General features: G+C 31.8%; 16 protein-coding genes. 7 read left to right on the forward strand and 9 right to left on the reverse strand.

What is annotated here, in order from left to right; translation table 11 throughout:
• Window positions 1-246: 246 nt before the first annotated feature.
• The 8 genes from ACQYZ7_RS16105 to ACQYZ7_RS16140 all read right to left on the reverse strand — a co-directional run bounded on the left by ACQYZ7_RS16105 (window position 247) and on the right by ACQYZ7_RS16140 (window position 11,802).
• A complete protein-coding gene (locus ACQYZ7_RS16105) occupies window positions 247-1,077 on the reverse strand; it encodes a prohibitin family protein (RefSeq protein ID WP_430730735.1) in 831 nt (276 codons plus the stop codon).
• A 34-nt stretch (window positions 1,078-1,111) separates the two neighbouring features.
• Complete coding sequence (locus ACQYZ7_RS16110) at window positions 1,112-3,097, reverse strand: heavy metal translocating P-type ATPase (RefSeq protein ID WP_430730736.1); 1,986 nt, start codon at window positions 3,095-3,097, stop codon at window positions 1,112-1,114.
• A gap of 98 nt (window positions 3,098-3,195) precedes the next feature.
• The gene (locus ACQYZ7_RS16115; protein WP_430730737.1) at window positions 3,196-4,386 is read right to left on the reverse strand and encodes an efflux RND transporter periplasmic adaptor subunit; all 1,191 of its coding nucleotides are present in this window, start codon (window positions 4,384-4,386) and stop codon (window positions 3,196-3,198) included.
• 10 nt (window positions 4,387-4,396) lie between these two features.
• The gene (locus ACQYZ7_RS16120; RefSeq protein ID WP_430730738.1) at window positions 4,397-8,707 is read right to left on the reverse strand and encodes a CusA/CzcA family heavy metal efflux RND transporter; all 4,311 of its coding nucleotides are present in this window, start codon (window positions 8,705-8,707) and stop codon (window positions 4,397-4,399) included.
• A 121-nt stretch (window positions 8,708-8,828) separates the two neighbouring features.
• Window positions 8,829-9,167, reverse strand: a complete 339-nt coding sequence (locus ACQYZ7_RS16125; RefSeq protein WP_430730739.1) for a hypothetical protein — start codon at window positions 9,165-9,167, stop codon at window positions 8,829-8,831.
• Between the two features lie 33 nt (window positions 9,168-9,200).
• Window positions 9,201-9,599, reverse strand: coding sequence for an acyl-CoA thioesterase (locus ACQYZ7_RS16130; protein WP_430730740.1), 399 nt, complete (start codon window positions 9,597-9,599; stop codon window positions 9,201-9,203).
• Window positions 9,600-9,604: 5 nt separating this feature from the next.
• On the reverse strand, window positions 9,605-9,787 hold the full coding sequence (locus tag ACQYZ7_RS16135) for a CPXCG motif-containing cysteine-rich protein (protein WP_430730741.1): 183 nt from the start codon (window positions 9,785-9,787) through the stop codon (window positions 9,605-9,607).
• Window positions 9,784-11,802: a VWA domain-containing protein gene (locus ACQYZ7_RS16140; protein WP_430730742.1), complete on the reverse strand. Its 2,019-nt coding sequence runs from the start codon at window positions 11,800-11,802 to the stop codon at window positions 9,784-9,786. The genes ACQYZ7_RS16135 and ACQYZ7_RS16140 overlap by 4 nt, the downstream gene beginning before the upstream one ends.
• Window positions 11,803-11,931: 129 nt before the next feature.
• On the opposite strand from ACQYZ7_RS16140, the gene ACQYZ7_RS16145 reads away from it, so the two are divergent.
• Window positions 11,932-12,270, forward strand: coding sequence for a hypothetical protein (locus ACQYZ7_RS16145; RefSeq protein WP_430730743.1), 339 nt, complete (start codon window positions 11,932-11,934; stop codon window positions 12,268-12,270).
• On the opposite strand, the gene ACQYZ7_RS16150 is transcribed toward ACQYZ7_RS16145, so the two are convergent.
• Window positions 12,263-12,673: a group III truncated hemoglobin gene (locus ACQYZ7_RS16150; RefSeq protein ID WP_430730744.1), complete on the reverse strand. Its 411-nt coding sequence runs from the start codon at window positions 12,671-12,673 to the stop codon at window positions 12,263-12,265. The two genes, ACQYZ7_RS16145 and ACQYZ7_RS16150, sit on opposite strands and share 8 nt — an antisense overlap.
• Before the next feature lie 71 nt (window positions 12,674-12,744).
• On the opposite strand from ACQYZ7_RS16150, the gene ACQYZ7_RS16155 reads away from it, so the two are divergent.
• From ACQYZ7_RS16155 to ACQYZ7_RS16180, 6 genes are all read left to right on the forward strand, one after another.
• Entirely contained in the window at window positions 12,745-13,341 is a 597-nt protein-coding gene (locus tag ACQYZ7_RS16155; RefSeq protein WP_430730745.1) for a Crp/Fnr family transcriptional regulator, read from the forward strand.
• Between the two features lie 340 nt (window positions 13,342-13,681).
• Window positions 13,682-13,924 (forward strand): multiubiquitin domain-containing protein, encoded by a 243-nt coding sequence (locus ACQYZ7_RS16160; RefSeq protein WP_430730746.1) that lies wholly within the window; start codon window positions 13,682-13,684, stop codon window positions 13,922-13,924.
• Entirely contained in the window at window positions 13,924-14,307 is a 384-nt protein-coding gene (locus ACQYZ7_RS16165; RefSeq protein ID WP_430730747.1) for an E2/UBC family protein, read from the forward strand. The genes ACQYZ7_RS16160 and ACQYZ7_RS16165 overlap by 1 nt, the downstream gene beginning before the upstream one ends.
• Window positions 14,304-15,692, forward strand: coding sequence for a HesA/MoeB/ThiF family protein (locus tag ACQYZ7_RS16170; protein ID WP_430730748.1), 1,389 nt, complete (start codon window positions 14,304-14,306; stop codon window positions 15,690-15,692). The genes ACQYZ7_RS16165 and ACQYZ7_RS16170 overlap by 4 nt, the downstream gene beginning before the upstream one ends.
• Window positions 15,693-15,731: 39 nt before the next feature.
• A complete protein-coding gene (locus ACQYZ7_RS16175; protein ID WP_430730749.1) occupies window positions 15,732-16,052 on the forward strand; it encodes a DUF6527 family protein in 321 nt (106 codons plus the stop codon).
• Between the two features lie 168 nt (window positions 16,053-16,220).
• Complete coding sequence (locus ACQYZ7_RS16180) at window positions 16,221-17,201, forward strand: hypothetical protein (RefSeq protein ID WP_430730750.1); 981 nt, start codon at window positions 16,221-16,223, stop codon at window positions 17,199-17,201.
• The last annotated feature ends 307 nt before the right edge of the window (window positions 17,202-17,508 follow it).

Genomic DNA, 17,508 nt, shown 5'->3' on the forward strand with positions numbered 1-17,508 from the left:
TCTATAAAGAAGAAAGAAGATAACAAATATTGCCTTATGTGGTACGAAAATATGTTATAGTTATATTACATGCAAATTTTTATGTAAAAAAATGTTGTTTTTAAATATTCTTCAATTAATAAAGGTTCTTTTCTCATAGAATTTAAAATTAATCAAAAAAAAACGAGGGACAAATCCCTCGATTTTTTAATTCTCACATGCTTGATGCGGTACTCAAAAATTTTCAATATAAAAATACCATTAACATTATTGATTTCCTAAAATAATAGGCATTCCACTTTTTCCTGAACCAATAATAACAACTTTACTATTAGTAGAGTTTGCTAGTCTATTGGTAGCTTCAATACCTTTATCTTGTAAAATTTTATCAGTTAACGATGCACTTAAAATTCTGTTTGCATCCGCTTTACCTTTTGCTTCAATTATTTGTTTTTCTGCTTCTTTTTGAGCTGTTACTAACCTAAACTCATATTCTAAAGATTCTTGCTCTTGCTTTAACTTACGCTCAATTGCTTCTTTAATAGTTGATGGTAAGGTTACATCTCTAACTAAAATTTCATTTAATTGAACATATTGTTTTTCTAATATCTTCTTTGTCTCTATAAATATTTCATCTTGAATTGCATCTCTTTTACTAGAGTATAATTGCTCTGGAGTATAACGACCAACTACACTACGAGCGGCTGAACGAATTGCTGGTTGAATTACACGTTGTAAGTAATTTTCTCCTAATACTTGATGTAATTTACCTAAATTGCTGTAAACCGGTTGATACCAAGCTGATGCATCTATTTGAATTTCCAAACCGTTTGATGATAATACTTTCATTTTTTCAAAAAGCTCTTGCTGTCTTACTTCATAAACATGAACCTTGTTCCAAGGTGCAACTATATGAAAACCTTCTCCTAAAGGTGGTTCATCAGTTACAACCCCTCCGTCAAAAGTTTTATACAGTACTCCTGCTTGTCCTGATTTAATTGTTTCTGTTGATTTTGCTATAAAAATTATTAAAACTATTACTACTGGAATTAACATTCCAAACTTTGGGAATTTTAACTCTACTTGATTTCTTGCCATCACTTATATATTTTATATTCTCAAAAATACTGAATTAATTTTCATTGTACTTTAATAACCTAAGAGCATTTAAAACTACAATTAATGTAGAGCCTTCATGCATTAAAACTGCTAAACCTATAGATGCAAAACCAAATAATGTTGTTGGAATCAGAATTGCTACTACTCCCAAGCTTATCCACAAATTTTGTTTAATTATACTTTTTGATTTTCTACTCAACCCTATTACAAAAGGTAAATTTTCAATTTTATCAGAAAGTAATGCAACATCTGCAGTTTCTAAAGCAACATCACTACCTGCTGCTCCCATGGCTATACCTACTGTGCTATTTGCCATTGCTGGTGCATCATTCACTCCATCACCTACCATAGCTATTCGAGTTTCAGCTTCTTTTAATTGTTGAATAGCTGCAACTTTATCTTCAGGTAATAAATTTCCTTTTGCTTCTGTTAAACCTATTTGCTTAGCTATAGAATCTCCAACATTTTGATGGTCTCCAGTAAGCATCACCATTCTTTTTATTCCTATCTTTTTTAATTTTATTAAAGTATCTTTTGCTGATTCTCTAGGAACATCCATCACACTTAGCAAACCAATTAACCTATTATCAAAAGCTACTAACATGGTAGTGTGTCCTTCTGCTAACAAATTTTTTACCTGTTTTTTTACTTCTTGAGAAATGATTATTTGGTTTTCTTCTAATAATTTTTCATTTCCTATAAAAACTTTTGTCTTTTTATAATCTGCTGAAACCCCTCTACCCTGAACAGCACTGATATTGGAAGCTTCATTAGAAGGTTGAATAGCATATTGTTCTTTAATGTCTTTAGAAATTGCCTTTGCTAATGGATGATTGCTCAAACTCTCTACTTCTACTACTAGTTTTAAAAACTCTTTTTCTTCAAAATTATTTAAGGCGATTGCATTCGTTAATCTTGGTTTTCCTTCGGTGAGTGTACCTGTTTTATCAAAAGCTATTGTAGTTAAGCTTCCTAAATCTTCTAAAGCACGCCCTCCTTTTATTAACACTCCTCTGTTAGCTGCTCTAGCAATACCACTTAACACTGCACTAGGAGTCGATATTGCTAGTGCACATGGACTTGCTGCTACTAATACAGTTATTGCTCTGTATAAACTTTCATTTACAGTTTCATCTAATATCAAATAAGCAAAACACAAGACAAAAACTAAGATTATTACAAAAGGTACAAACCATTTTTCAAACTTTTTAGTAAGTAGTTGTGTTGGAGATTTTTTAGTTTCTACCTCGCTTACCATTTTAATTAACCGTGATATCGTTGAATCCTCATTTAGCTTTAATACCTTTACTTCAATAACATTATCACCATTTATTGTACCTGTGTAAACAACGTTTTTCTCTTCAATTTCATTAAAATGTTTTGGTAACGCTTCTAAACTCGAATATGCTTCTTTATCAACAGGCATACTTTCCCCTGTTATAGATGCTTGATTTATACTCGATTTACCTTTAATTACAACACCATCTGCAGCTATTTTAGTGTTAGGCTTAATTATAATAACATCATTAATTTTTAATTCTTCAACCGCAACTTCTACTGTGGTGTTATTTCGTTTTACAAGTGCTTTTTTAGGAGATAACTCTCCCAAAGATTCTATTGATTTTTTTGCTTTATTCATTGCATAATGCTCTAAAGCATGCCCTAAACTAAATAAAAACAACAGTAAAGCTCCTTCTTCCCATTTACCTATATAAGCTGCTCCAATAGCCGCAACTAACATTAAAAAATCGATTTCAAATTCTCCTTTTTTAATTTTCCCAATAGCTTCAATCGTAGTAAAATATCCTCCAAAGAAAAAAGCTATTATAAAACTTATAATTAGATACGTGTTTGGTAGATTAGTTAGTTTTTCGAGCAATATTCCTATGAAAAAAAACAGTCCGCTTAAAATTGAAAAATAAAGTTCTGTTTTTTCTCCAAAAACACCTCCATGCTCGTGTGCATGGGCTTCGTTTTCTGAATGTGTATGATTTGACATTGTAAATTGTTTCGTTAATAGACTTTATTTCTTTTAAAAAGATGCAATTAATTTAATATTAAACATGGGGTTATAGAAGTTATAACCCCATGCTATTATTAATGTGCATGACCTTCCATTCCGCCTGCCATTTGTAATAATTTTCCTTTTAAGAAATGTGCTCCTTTGTTTACAACTTTTGCATTGTAATTATTTTCTTTAATTGTTTTTATTTCAATATAACCATCATCTGAACCTCCAATTGTTACTTCTATTGGCACAAATTCTCCTTCTTTCTTTTCTATAAAAATAAAGTTTTCTCCTTCATTTTCTATCACTGCTTCTTCAGGTACTGCAAATACTTCCTCTCCTCCTAATAAAATTTGAGCATTGATAAACATACCTGCTTTTAATCGGTTTTGCTCATCTTCAAAATGTCCATGAACATTTACCGTCTTCGTTTGGTCATCTACTTTTTGGCTTATTAATTTTATATATCCTTCATATGCGACATCTATTCCCGAAGGTTGAAATTCAAACTCATCCCCTTTCCTTATTTTTGTTATGTCTGTACCAAAAACATTTAACTCAGCATGCATATGATCGTTGTCTATTATTTCTAACATTTCTGAATTAGCAGCTAAAAACATTCCTTTGTTCAAATTATTTTCTACAACATAACCAGAAATAGGTGCTTTAACATATACATATTGTTGAATTCCTTTTGCTGCTACTGTATTAGGTGATAATCCTGCCATTTTTAACTGTGCAGCATAACTACTGACTAAACTTTTAGAAGATCGATACCCTCCTTCAGCAATTTGAAATGATTTTTTTGAGGTAATATCGTTCTCTAACAACATTTTCTTTCTTTCATAATCTGCTTTAGCCACTTTTAGCTTGTTTATTGCTTCAAGATACGCATATTGTAATTCGATAAAATTAGGGTGTTGCAACACTGCAACTGTTTGTCCTTTTTTTACTTTATCTCCAGGTAATAAATCTGTTTTATAAACAAAAGCCTCTAAAGGAGCGTATATAGTAGCTTTACTTTGTGGAGGCACCTCTATAGTACCAGTCACAGCTACTTTTTCTCTAATTTTCTTTTTTTCAATTAAAGAAGTTTCAATTTTTGCTGTAACAAGTTGTTGTTTTGTTAAATGAATTTCATTTTCTTTATGAGCTTCCTCTTTCTTAGTGCTCTCTGTTCTTTTTTCTTCGGAAGCATGGTCGTGACCTGAGTGATCTTCTTTTTTTGAGTTACAACTAACAACGATGATAGTTACTAACAATATTATAATTTTTTTCATCTGTATATTTTTATTCTTTTGTATAAAATTCGTAGGCTATTACAGTTTGGTTAAAGTTATTAACCAGAGATAGATAATTTTGCATTACTTGAAAATAAGCTGTAAAACTCTGGTTATATTGATATGCATCAATTTCACCAACCTTATAAGCTAACTGTAGTTTTTTTATAAACTTTTGTGCTTGTGTAACTGTTGTGTGAATACTTACCAACTCTTTATTTAAATAAATAAGCTGCTCTTGCAGGCTTTTAAAGTTATTTTGAATAACCATAGCCTTATTGTTATTTTCATACGCTATTTCTTCTTGTACAATCTTTTGCTCTTTAATTTTTGCATTATTAGACCAAAAAGAAAGTGGAATATTCACTCCTACATTAAAACCTGTATAACTGTTTTCATTTCCTGTTTTTCTATTAATTACACCAGCAGTTAAAGCAGGAAAATATATTGATTTGGCTACCGATACATTTTTAGCTGCTACCTTATTCTGTTGTGCTAAACTCTCCATAAAATCATTTGATAAAGAATCTTTTTGAATTAAAAAAGACTTCTTCTCTGGTAGCTTTTCAAATGGTTGTATCACATAATCAATCTGTAATAATTGCTTTAACTCATTTTCAGTTTGAACAAGATTCTTATATATCTTATTTTTTTGCGACTGTACACCTAATGATTGTAATGAGGTTAAGTCGTTTTCTAATCCTCCTATTTCTCCAGAAGCATGCAACTTTTTTGCAATTGATTTTATTTGGTTTGTACTTACCTGTTGTTCTTCCATTAAAGACAACAAACCGTATAAATAACTCCACTGTTGGTATAAGCTTCTTGCTTTTCTAACAACTTCTCTTTTTGATATATTGTTATTGATGGTTGCTAGATTATTTGCTGCCTTTGCCAACTTCTTTTTTTGGACATGTGTTAAAATTGAACCGAAATTTTGATTTACAGACCATTCCTTTTCTGCAATACCATTGGCTACCCCTACATCTTGATATTGAATAGCTGTAGGACTTAAATCAATTGCTTTACTTATTGCTGCTTTCGATTTTTTCACTGCAAGAGTTGATTTTTTCATCAAAACCGATTTTTGTAAAGCTAACTCAATAACTTGCTGTTCTGAAAGTTTTTGTGGTACTTCTTGAGCTTTAATACTGAAAATACCAGCAGCAAACACCAAAATAGTTACCACACCTTTTTTCATTTTTAAGTTTACTTTCTTTTCAAAAATCATATATAACACAGGTAAGATAAGTAAGGTTAATAAAGTAGCTGATATCAACCCTCCTATTACTACCGTTGCCAAAGGTTTTTGTACCTCTGCTCCTGCTGACGATGATAATGCCATAGGTAAAAAGCCTAATGAAGCCACTGCTGCGGTCATAATTACAGGACGTAAACGCACCGATGTTCCTTTTTTTACTATTTCAGTAAGGTCTAATATTCCTGAAGCCTTTAATCGGTTAAACTCAGCAATTAAAACGATTCCATTTAACACAGCTACTCCAAATAAAGCTATAAAACCTACTCCTGCTGAAATTGAGAATGGCATATCACGCAACCATAATGCAAAAATTCCTCCAATAGCAGACATCGGTATCGCAGTGAATATTAATACGCTTTGTTTAATGGATTTAAAGGTAAAATAGAGTAGCAAAAAGATTAACAATAAAGCTACTGGTACTGCTACTCCTAATCTGGCACGAGCTTCTTCTAAGTTTTTAAAAGTTCCCCCATAAGTAATATAGTATCCTGGATCGAATGCTATTTTATCTGAAACTTTGCCTTTTAATTCTTTAACAATACTAGCTACATCACGCTCTCTTACATTAAAACCAACAGTTATTCTTCGTTTAGCATCATCTCTTTGAATTTGATTCGGACCTGTTTTGAAATCTACAGATGCCACTGCTGTTAAAGGAATTTGAGCCCCTGTTGAAGTTGTGATGTATAGTTTACGAATGTCTTCAATACTAGCTCTTTTATTTTCTGCCAAACGTACTACCAAGTTGTAGCGTTTTTCACCTTCATATACTGAACCTGCTGTTTGTCCTGCAAAAGCAGTATTTACTACTGTATTAACATCAGAAATGTTGAGTCCGTAATAGGCTAACTGACTTCGATTATAATCAATTACGATTTGTTGTAACCCAGTCATTTTTTCAACATACACGTCTTCCGCCCCTTCTACACCTGGAATAATTCTACTAAGTTGATTGGCATACTTTACTAATTTATCCAGATCTTCTCCATAAATCTTTAGTACAACATCCTGCCTAGCACCTGTCATTAACTCATTAAATCGCATTTGAATGGGTTGTTGAAACCCAAAAGAAACACCTAACAAATTTTCATCTAACAATTGCTGCATTTTCTCTGTCAGTTCATTCTTTGTGCTAGCTTTTGTCCATTCATCTTTTTCTTTTAGAATTATAATGATGTCTGAAGCTTCTATTGGCATTGGATCTGTTGGTATTTCTGAAGAACCTATCCTACTTACAATTTGCTCTATTTCGTCGGGAAATTCCTTCATTAATAGTGTTGATGCTTGATTTGAAACATCAATCGTATACGAAAGTGAACTTCCAGTTGAAACAATAGCTTGTACTGCTAAATCACCTTCGTCTAAAGAAGGAATAAATTCCGATCCCATTTTAGAAAAAGTCACCAAACTAAGTATAAACACTAGTACTGAACCTATCACAACTTTTACTTTATGAATTAGCACAAAGTTGAGTATTGGTGTATACACATTTTGTATCGCTGTTATGATTTTATCTGAAATATTCCTTTTGTTGTTTATTGTTTTCTTTAAAAACAACGAACTCACCATAGGTACATAAGTAAGCGATAGCAAAAATGCTCCTAAAATTGCAAAACTTACTGTTAATGCCATTGGTTTAAACATTTTTCCTTCAATACCTACTAAGGCAAGAATTGGTAAATACACAATAAGGATAATTATTTCTCCAAAAGCCGCACTTGTTCTTATTTTTGAAGCTGATTCATACACTTCATCATCCATTTGATTTTGGGTTAATTGAGTTCCAGATTTTTTTAACCCCAAATGATGTAGCGTTGCCTCTACTATAATTACCGAACCATCTACGATAATACCAAAATCAATAGCTCCTAAACTCATTAAGTTTCCAGAAACGCCAAAAACATTCATTAAACTAATAGCAAACAGCATTGCTAAAGGAATTACAGATGCTACTATTAAACCTGCTCGTAAATTACCTAGCAGTAGTACTAAAATAAAGATTACAATTAGTGCTCCTTCTATAAGGTTTGTTGATACCGTTTTTATGGCTTTATTTACTAATTTGGTGCGGTCTAAAAAAGGCTTAATAGCAACGCCTTCAGGCAAACTTTTTTCTATTTGAACTATTCTTTCTTTTACATTTTCAATCACCTTAGAAGAATTGGCTCCTTTTAACATCATAACAATAGCACCTACCACTTCTCCATCGGTATTTCTTGTCATTGCGCCATATCGTACCGCATGTCCTAACTGAACTTTCCCTATATCTTTCATCAAGATAGGGGTTCCATTTACATTGTTTTTTATGACAATGTTTTGGATATCTTCCGGAGTTTTTATCAACCCTTCACTTCTAATAAAGTACGCTTTCGGGTTTTTATCTATATACGCTCCTCCTGTATTTTGATTATTTTTAGATAGTGCCTCAAAAACTTCATTAATACTAACATTTAATGATTGTAAACGTTCTGGTTGAATAGCTACTTCATATTGTTTTAAAAAACCTCCAAAGCTACTTACATCTGCGACTCCCTCTATTCCTAGCAGTTGACGACGTACAATCCAATCTTGAATAGATCGTAGCTCCATTGCGTCATACTGCTTTTCATATCCTTTTTTAGCATAGAGTGTGTATTGATATATTTCTCCTAACCCTGTGGTTACAGGCGCCATTTCGGGTGTTCCTACTCCTTCAGGAATTTGATCTTTAGCTTCAATAAGCCGTTCGCTAATTTGTTGACGCGCCCAATAAATATCGGTACTTTCTTTAAAAACAATTGTAACGACACTTAACCCAAATCGAGAGAAAGAACGAATCTCTTCGATATCAGGAATGTTTGACATGGTTATTTCTATAGGAAACGTAACTAAACGTTCTATATCTTGGGCTGATTGTGAGGGTGCAGATGTTATTATTTGCACCTGATTATTGGTAATATCTGGTACAGCATCAATAGGTAATTGTTTTAGAGAGTAGATTCCCCAGCCTATTAATGCGACAACCAATGCTCCAATAATCAATTTATTTTTAATTGAAAATTTTATAATGTTATCTAACATTTTGTATTGATTTAATTCTATTGTAACATAATTTTTACCGGTTATTATTAAATAACCGGTACAACAGTTCGTAGTTCTTGTTTACACAAGAGCTACTGCTGTTTTTAATAATAAAATAGAATTAAGACTTAGGTGGCTGGAAAATAGCCGATAAGTACGAGTTATAGTAGGTGTTTTGATAGAAGTTAATCCTGTTTCTTATTTCAAAAAAGACAGGGATATCAAAACTATAATCAATCGGAATAAAATCTGCTGTAACAGTAATTACGTTACAATGATGGTGATGTTCTTTGTTTTTTTCTTCTTCAGTATCATGTTGATGATGCTCATCTTGATGATCTTCATTTAACACATCGTGATGCATTTCTGATTCAGCTACAAAAACCACAGCATCAGTATGTGCCTGTAGAGGAGGTACAATTAACAGTAAGGTTAATAATATGATGATGCTTTTTTTCACTAATCTAATTTAGAGTTACAAAATTATAAAAATTTATGAATCTTCATTATCCAATCTATCTTTAACATACTCAATTTTTGTTTTACCATGCGCAAAAGGCTTGCCTTCTTCGTCTAAACTCACCATGATAATTTTATCAATTGCAATAATTGTTTTTCGGGTTATTTTGTTACGAACCTCACAACTTAAGGTGATAGACGTTGTTCCAAACTTTACTACATTTATTCCTATTTCAATAATATCTCCTTGTTTTGCTGAACTAACAAAGTTAATTTCAGACATAAACTTGGTTACTGTTTTAGGAATTTCTAACTGAATTATAGCATATAACGCTACTTCTTCATCAATCCATTGTAATAATCGTCCTCCAAAAAGTGTTCCGTTAGGATTTAAATCTTCTGGTTTTACCCATTTACGTGTGTGAAATCTCATCGTATTTATTGTTCTATATTTTTAGCTTCAAAAGCTACTAAATCGTTATTTACAAAAGTAAAGGTTATTTGTATAGGATTGCAACATACCTCACAATCTTCTACATAGGTTTCAGATGTACTGGCATCTAATAACATAGAAATTTCTTCCCAACAATGCGGACATTGAAAAAAGTGTTCATACGTCATATTTTACCATAATATTTTCTAACAAACCACTCTATTGACAATAAAACTATAATCAGTAATAACAACCATTTCCAATCAACTAAACTTTGTTTTTTGGTAATAGACTTTTGAGTGGTATAAAAAGATGCATCTTCTTGTATCTTTTTTAATAAATCATCAACTTTATCTACATAAACTATAGCTCCGTCTGTTTTTAACGCTAGCTGTTCTAATTTTTTAAAATTAGCATTGGTAAACTGCTCTTCTATCTGATAGTCTTCAATTTTGAACCTCCCTGAGCTACTTATATTTTGGTTTTTTACAGTTACTGTATATGAATATTCTCCTGAAGCTAATCCTTCAACAGCAACTTGATACGAGTTATTAAATAACGAAAACGGAATGCTCTTTTTTGCCTTTGTTTCTAAATTAGTTACTGTTAACTCTAAAGATGCTCTGCTATCAAATTGGTAGTTTTTATCAACGTAAAATGCACTTATGGTTATAGGTTCATTAGCTGCATATAAACGTTGTGCTTTTACCTCTAAACGCTTTCTCTTTTTAGTGGATGCTAAATACTGAACTAAGTTTCCTACAAACGTATCAAAACTTTCAAAATTTTTCTCTTTTAAATAACTGGCAGCTCTCCATTTCCAAATACCTTCACCAAATAGTACTGCATACTTTTTATCATTTTCTTCAAAGGTTGATAATAATGGTTGAGTGGTTTCTATTCCTGCATACTTTTGATACAACAAGCTTTGAGATTCTTTTTTAATCTGTACTTCTCCAAACTTGTCTTTTAGCGGTGGAAATTGACCGAAACCTATATCTTCTTGATAAAAAGTTAGAAAATCTGCATTGTAAATAGCAGTATATTCTTCTTTTTGATTGATAGCTCTTTTTTGAACTCCCAAACCTTGACTATTCAAAAAGTTCCAATCTGTTTTAGTTCCTGATACCAGTAAAAAATTAGATAGTATTTTTTCTAAAGTTGATTTAAAATAACTGTTAGGCTGATACAAAACAAAAAACTGATATGCATCTAAATCTATGTTCCTATCTTGTATCAAAGCAATGTCTACTTTACGTTGTTTATTGCTCTCAATTGCTTTTTTTAGCGCCCCTAAATCTGGATGTAAAAAAGAACTTAATAACAATACTTTGGTTTGCTCATCTAAAACTTCTACTGAAAAGCTTTTATAATTGTTCTTCGTGTTTTTTTCATTCGCTATACTACTTATCGACGCTGTGTAATAGTGCACTCCTTTGGTATTAGACACTAAATTGGCTGTAACAGTTTGCACAGGATTTTCTGGTGAGAGACGTACTCTTTTAGAAAAAACTCTGCTCCCGTTTTTTACAATTGAAAAAGTAGTAGTAACCGTTTCTTTTCCCTCATAATACAACAATGCTTCAACTGGAAACTTGTTCTTTACATAGCTGTACTTATTCACATTTAACTGCGAAATTTGTATGTCTTGATACTTAATGGTATCACCAATAACTACAGGAAATACTTTATGCTTTGTTGATGAAAACTCGTAATCATTCCCTTGGGTTTGGTTTCCATCAGTTATTAAAATGGTAGCTGCATTTTTATCTTTATTCAACTCATTAACAGCTTCAACTGCTTTTGAAATATCAGTTTGTGTTTCAGTAAAAGATAAACTATCTAACACCTGAATATCATTCCCAAACGAAAAATATTGTACGTTAAATTTATCTTGGAGCTCTTGATTACTTTTAATTTTTGAAAGTGTTTCTTCAACCTTCTTTTCTTCTTTAAAAAACTGAGTAGATAGTGAATTATCTACCAATACAGATAGCACAGGTTTTCTGTTTTCTGTTTCAAGAGTTGTTATCTTCGGATTAATGAGTAGCAATCCTATTAAAAAAAGACTTAGGGCTTTTAAGCTAAAAAGTAAGATGTGTACTTTAGGAGTTCTTTTTACCTTATAGAAATATTGAAAAAAAGCAATGGCTACGCTTATTAATACGGCTAATACAATGTAAATTATAGTTATTGACTCCACTCAGCTTATTTTAGTATGTGAAGATAAAAATATCTAACAAATAAAAAGACCTTTTCTTATTTTTCATTTATGACTTCAATCATAAAAAACTAATTATCAGTTACATAATTTTATCAAAAACTATTATGTATGGTAACTACTGAAAACTTAACCACTGAAAAAACACTTCAAAAGACAAATAGCATGGGAATTACGGCTTACATCAATAAAAAAATAGCTGAAGGCGAACGAAACAGTATTGGTATATCTATTATATTAATTACTGTAGGCTCAATGATAGCCTCTATAACTGCTGCTTTAGCTATAGATGGAGAGGTTCATTTATTTGCCCTAATTTTTGCTTGTGTAACCGCTATGGGCGCTAATGCTGCCGCCATAAGTCAACGCCCTTTTAAAATAATTGCATGGGCATTTATTATCAATATACTCGGTAATATTTCGTTGATTATTTACCTACTTACTACGTAGTTGTAGGCTTCGGCTTTGCCTCAAACATTCTAAAAAAGAGCATAGAGGCTATGTTTCGTGCTCTTTCTTTGGCTTCATGCGCTTTTGTTCCGTCAAAAAGTTCATCAACAGTTTCAAACCATAATTGTAGCCAGCGTCCAAAGTGTTCTTGATAAATAGAATATTCAAAATTTCTATCTACATTTTTATGTGCTTTCATTGGGTTTCCTTTAAACTTTCTAACAAAAAACAAATTCGTTTCCCAAAAATCGGTGAGTTTTTGTAAATGAGGTTCCCAAGTTTCTTCTGGAATTGTTTTTAAAAATATAGGACCTATAAAATCATCCTTTCTAATTTTATCATTATAAAAGGTTGATACTAACTTATACACATCTTCCCTATTTTCTATGTCTCTTTTATCCATTTACAAATCGTTGTTGAAATACGCTACAAAAGTATATCTTTATGCTATTGCAATTTATGACTTAAATCATAATGATTCCAGAAGAACTCTTATTAAAATATACCGCTGAAACCAAAAGTTTTCAAAAAGACGAAATTATTTTTTCTGAAAAACAAACCGCACATTATTACTACCAAATAGTAAACGGTGCTGTAAAAATGAATAATTTTAATGATGATGGTAAAGAGTTTATTCAAGGGATATTTTATAAAAACCAAAGTTTTGGTGAACCACCTTTGTTTATTGATGTAAAATACCCTGCTAATGCAGTGGCAATTTCTGATAGTACGATTCTAGCCTTGTCTAAAAGCAACCTGTTTAAATTACTGCACGACAATCCTGAAATTCACTTAAAAATAACCCAAAGTTTAGCAAAACGTTTGTACTATAAAGCTATAATTGCTTCCGAAATATCGAGTCAAGAACCTGCTCATAGAGTACTCCGCTTTATTGATTATTTAAAAGACGATGTATACAAAGTTGAAGGAAAGTATTCGTTTAAAGTAGCCTACACACGTCAGCAAATAGCCGATATTTTAGGTTTACGCGTAGAAACGGTTATTCGGGTCATAAAATCTTTAGAAAAAAAGGGAGACGTAAAAATTAGCAAACGAAAGGTATATCGTTAAAGCCTTCTTTAAAGAGAACATTCAATAAAACACCTTACAAATCATAAAAATTAATTGATTTACGGAATTCCGTAAGAATTTGTACACCCCTTGTAGTAAGTTCGCTGAAATTGTATAATTAGTTAATAAATACCGATAACTCGTTAATAACTTTATCTCAGGTAACCTATTGATTTTAATATATTTGATAGCGTATAAAATTGCTAAACTTTACGATATCCCATACTATTCTCCGGATAAAACAACTAAAGTTTGACATATAACGAGTTAGCGTTCATGCAAGAAGACTATCGCACAGATTAATTTTATTAAATAAATTTTAACCATTAATTCAAATATTATGACAAAAAATGAAGAAAAATTCAAAATTTTAGTAGACCAAAAACCTTTTGAAGTTGAAGAACAATTCATTACGGGTTTGCAGATTAAAACGTTAGTTGCTGCTCCAGCAAATTATGGCGTATGGCTAAAAGTAAATGGACCGAATCCAGACAAAGAAATTGCAGACAACGAGCAAGTTGATTTACAACAACCCGGAAGAGAACATTTTTTTACAGGAGCAAAAACTACAACAGAAGGCTAATGTTTTTACCGGAATTCGACAGAGATTATTTGCTTGAAAAGGAATATGTTTTTGAAGAAAAAATTGATGCTAATCGAAATGGACTGATAATTAGAGATTGGATTTTACCAACTGGAAAGTATAATTTGGAGACATCGGATTTATTAATCTTACTACCGAATGGATATCCTGAAGTTAGACCCGATATGTGGTATTTCAATCCTGCTATTTTATTAGCCCCTTCAAACAAACTTGCAAAACAAACACAAGTCAATATTAATTTTGAGGGGAAAGTATGGCAACGATGGTCAAGACATTATCCTGCTAATGAATGGAGAAGTGGAATTGACGGAATTCATACATATTTAAAGAAAGTACAAACTGCTTTAGAAATAGCTACATGAAGTATTCTATTACAATACAAAACCAACATTTTGAGAATCTTAAGGAAAATCTTATTAAGGTTGACGGAAAAGAACGTGTGGCTTTTATTATTTGTGGACGCTCTATTATTAATGATATTGAGGAAAGGTTTTTAAGTAAGGAGGTTCATTTTATATCTGATGATAAGCTTCTTATTTCAGAACACAATCAAGTAAGTTGGGATAATAAGTATTTTATTGATGTTTTAAAAAAAGCAGAAGTAAAAAACCTTGCTATAGTCTTGGTACATAATCATCCTGAAGGAATAAATAGTTTTTCGCCAATTGACGATAATGGTGAATTCCATCTTTTTAAGTTAGCATTTAATAGAAATGGAGGTGCAAATTCTCATGCCAGTCTAATAATGTTACCTGATGGTAATCTAATTGGCAGAGTTTGGAAGAAAGATTTATCAACGGAATCAATTTCAATGATAAGAGTAATTGGGAACAAGATAAAGCTAAACTATCCAAAACAAACCGATGATTATGAATCGCCTGAAATTTTCAATAGACAGCAATTAGCTTTTGGAAGTTCTTTGGTTCAAGATTTATCAAATTTGAAAATATCAATTGTTGGTGCAGGTGCAACGGGATCTGCAACAGCTCTTCTATTAACCCGATTAGGTGTTGGAGAACTATGCCTAATTGACAAAGACACCATTGAAGAATCAAACTTAAATCGTTTACATGGGGCAAAAATGTCAGATGTTGGACAATTTAAAGTTGATGTTTTAAAAAAATATATTAGTGATATTGGTGTTGGAACAAAAGTTATTGCAGTTAAAGAGTGGGTATCAAATTCAAATTGCATTGAGCAATTAAAAACGAGTGATATTATTTTTGGTTGCACTGATGACCATGCAGGGAGAATTTTACTAAATCGATTCGCTTATTTTTATTTGACCCCGATAATTGATATGGGTCTTGTTATTTCTGTTAAAAAGGATTCTTTTGAATTAGAAAATTTACAAGGTCGTATTTCATACTTATTTCCAGGTAGCGATTGTCTTATTACAAAGGGAAACATTAACATTGACATTGCCTATTCTGAGAATTTGAAAAGGAATGAACCTGAGAATTTTAAAAAATTGAAGGAAGAAGCTTATGTAATTGGAGAAGGTAACCCGTCTCCAGCAATAGTTACATTTACAACTCAAATTGCATCTATGGCAGTTAATGAGTTTCTTAACAGAATTCAAGGATTTAATCCTCAAGCGTTGACTGCTCCTCACAAAATATTTTTCTTTCATCGTGGCATTGAAATTTTTCCTGAGAATATTACAGAAAATGAATGTCGTATATGTGGGAAAAGCAACTATTGGGGAAGAGGTGATATGGAACCATTTTTAGATATGGTAATATAAATGGAAAAACTAAATTATTTTAAAAGTAAAATTAGAGATATGCTATGGTCATATAAACAATTTCAGTATAAAATTGAAATTATTCCCGACAATCCAAACCCAGATTCTCTTAGGGATAATATTGTTTATGTAGTTGGTACAAAAGACTACATAAAATGGGGTTATATTAAATGTCCTTGTGGGTGTGGTGAATCTATAATGTTGTCTTTAAATAAAAAGGCTTATCCTTCTTGGTCTATTAAACAAGATAAAATAGGGAGAGCTACGATTTCTCCTTCGGTAAACAAATTGGACGGTTGTAAAAGTCATTTTTTTATAAGAAAAGGGAAATTGATTTGGGCGACATTAAATGATTATTAAAGAAAAATAAAGCACGAAACGCTAACAATGTGTCATACGTAATGGCTGGGAATGTTGCAAACATCAAGGTTTGTGGCTCGCATCAACACCGTCTCGATTTGATAGCGAGAAGCTCCGAAATCCGCCACTACGCATACACTCAACGTTAGCAGCAATTAATAAAAAAATATGATTGGAACAATATTAGGAATTTTGGGAATAGTCTTCACTTTAGGATTTGGGGGTTATTCTATTTGGGTTTACAAGAAATCAAAGAGAAACGTTAGTCTAGAGTTTAGAAATACAGAGTGCTACAGCCTTTTTAGAGATGATGTAAACAGACTGAATATTGAATTGATATATAATAAAACTACGGTTAATAATACTCTAATCTTATTGAAAGCTAAACTCATCAATAATGGACAAATTGATATAGATAAAAATAGAATTTATAATCCTCTAAAAATTAAAACAACTGAAATATATAAGTGGCTGGAAGCAACAGTAACAAGCTCACCTACTGGCGCAAGTACTAATATAGAATTAATTAGTGACCAAGAAATTCAATTGAATTGGGATTTACTTAAGCATAACGAGTATATCGAGATAGAAGCATTAGTTGAAATTATTGGTGAATTAGAAAAAGAAGGAGAGAAAGGAACCGAATTTTATAATAATCTAAATTTTGATTATCGAATAACAGATTTAAACTCAATCCAAAAAGAAAAGCAGATTTCTAATTCAATTAGACGCAAGGCTTTATCTAATAAAATGAGTAAAATAATGGCTATTGTTTCTATTATAATAGGAGCTTTATTTTTATCATTTGAATTTTTCCCTGCAATAAATATTATGGAAAAGCAAGTCGTAAGCTATGCTATCAAAAAGGGTAATAATGAATTAGTTTCTATAATTTCAGTAAACAATAAATCAGATAAAATAAAGCTATCAATAGAAGGAGAAGAAGATGAACGAGAAATTACCATAGACGAATTTAATCGAACATATGAACTTCAAAAAATTAAAAAAACAACCATTGACCCGAAATCAAGCTTATTCAACCGAATTATTGGTGCAGTTTATATTGGCTTGGGACTGTTGCTTTTATTACTTGAACAGTTGTTTTCATTACTTAAAAAGAGAAAGAAAAAAGCTGCTAACACCGTATAAAATTAATTGCTAGGGCAAACTTACTTACGAAAATCCTCGCGGGTTTTCTATTCGGTTTGTATTTGCTAAATTAGTTGTTTAACCACGCAAAAAACCATGTACAAAACCGGTAGCTATAATTCGATTATAAAATTCTCTACAGACTTTATTGAATACTCCCTACATATCTGTAAGAAAAGCTTAGTGAAGCTCGCTAATATTGCAACATGGGTCGCTGATATTACGGCACGCTCCGTTAACATCACGGCATGGGTCGCTGATATCACGGCACGCTCCGTTAACACCACGGCACGCTCCGTTGACACTA

The sequence above is a fragment of the Tenacibaculum sp. SDUM215027 genome (assembly GCF_050566205.1).
GTDB lineage: Bacteria > Bacteroidota > Bacteroidia > Flavobacteriales > Flavobacteriaceae > Polaribacter.

Coding starts and splice junctions, on each gene's coding strand:
- ACQYZ7_RS16105 (WP_430730735.1), bottom strand. CDS start 1,077: ATGGCAAGAAATCAAGTAGAGTTAAAATTCCCAAAGTTTGGAATGTTA.
- ACQYZ7_RS16110 (WP_430730736.1), bottom strand. CDS start 3,097: ATGTCAAATCATACACATTCAGAAAACGAAGCCCATGCACACGAGCAT.
- ACQYZ7_RS16115 (WP_430730737.1), bottom strand. CDS start 4,386: ATGAAAAAAATTATAATATTGTTAGTAACTATCATCGTTGTTAGTTGT.
- ACQYZ7_RS16120 (WP_430730738.1), bottom strand. CDS start 8,707: ATGTTAGATAACATTATAAAATTTTCAATTAAAAATAAATTGATTATT.
- ACQYZ7_RS16130 (WP_430730740.1), bottom strand. CDS start 9,599: ATGAGATTTCACACACGTAAATGGGTAAAACCAGAAGATTTAAATCCT.
- ACQYZ7_RS16135 (WP_430730741.1), bottom strand. CDS start 9,787: ATGACGTATGAACACTTTTTTCAATGTCCGCATTGTTGGGAAGAAATT.
- ACQYZ7_RS16145 (WP_430730743.1), top strand. CDS start 11,932: ATGGTAACTACTGAAAACTTAACCACTGAAAAAACACTTCAAAAGACA.
- ACQYZ7_RS16150 (WP_430730744.1), bottom strand. CDS start 12,673: ATGGATAAAAGAGACATAGAAAATAGGGAAGATGTGTATAAGTTAGTA.
- ACQYZ7_RS16155 (WP_430730745.1), top strand. CDS start 12,745: ATGATTCCAGAAGAACTCTTATTAAAATATACCGCTGAAACCAAAAGT.
- ACQYZ7_RS16160 (WP_430730746.1), top strand. CDS start 13,682: ATGACAAAAAATGAAGAAAAATTCAAAATTTTAGTAGACCAAAAACCT.
- ACQYZ7_RS16165 (WP_430730747.1), top strand. CDS start 13,924: ATGTTTTTACCGGAATTCGACAGAGATTATTTGCTTGAAAAGGAATAT.
- ACQYZ7_RS16170 (WP_430730748.1), top strand. CDS start 14,304: ATGAAGTATTCTATTACAATACAAAACCAACATTTTGAGAATCTTAAG.
- ACQYZ7_RS16175 (WP_430730749.1), top strand. CDS start 15,732: ATGCTATGGTCATATAAACAATTTCAGTATAAAATTGAAATTATTCCC.
- ACQYZ7_RS16180 (WP_430730750.1), top strand. CDS start 16,221: ATGATTGGAACAATATTAGGAATTTTGGGAATAGTCTTCACTTTAGGA.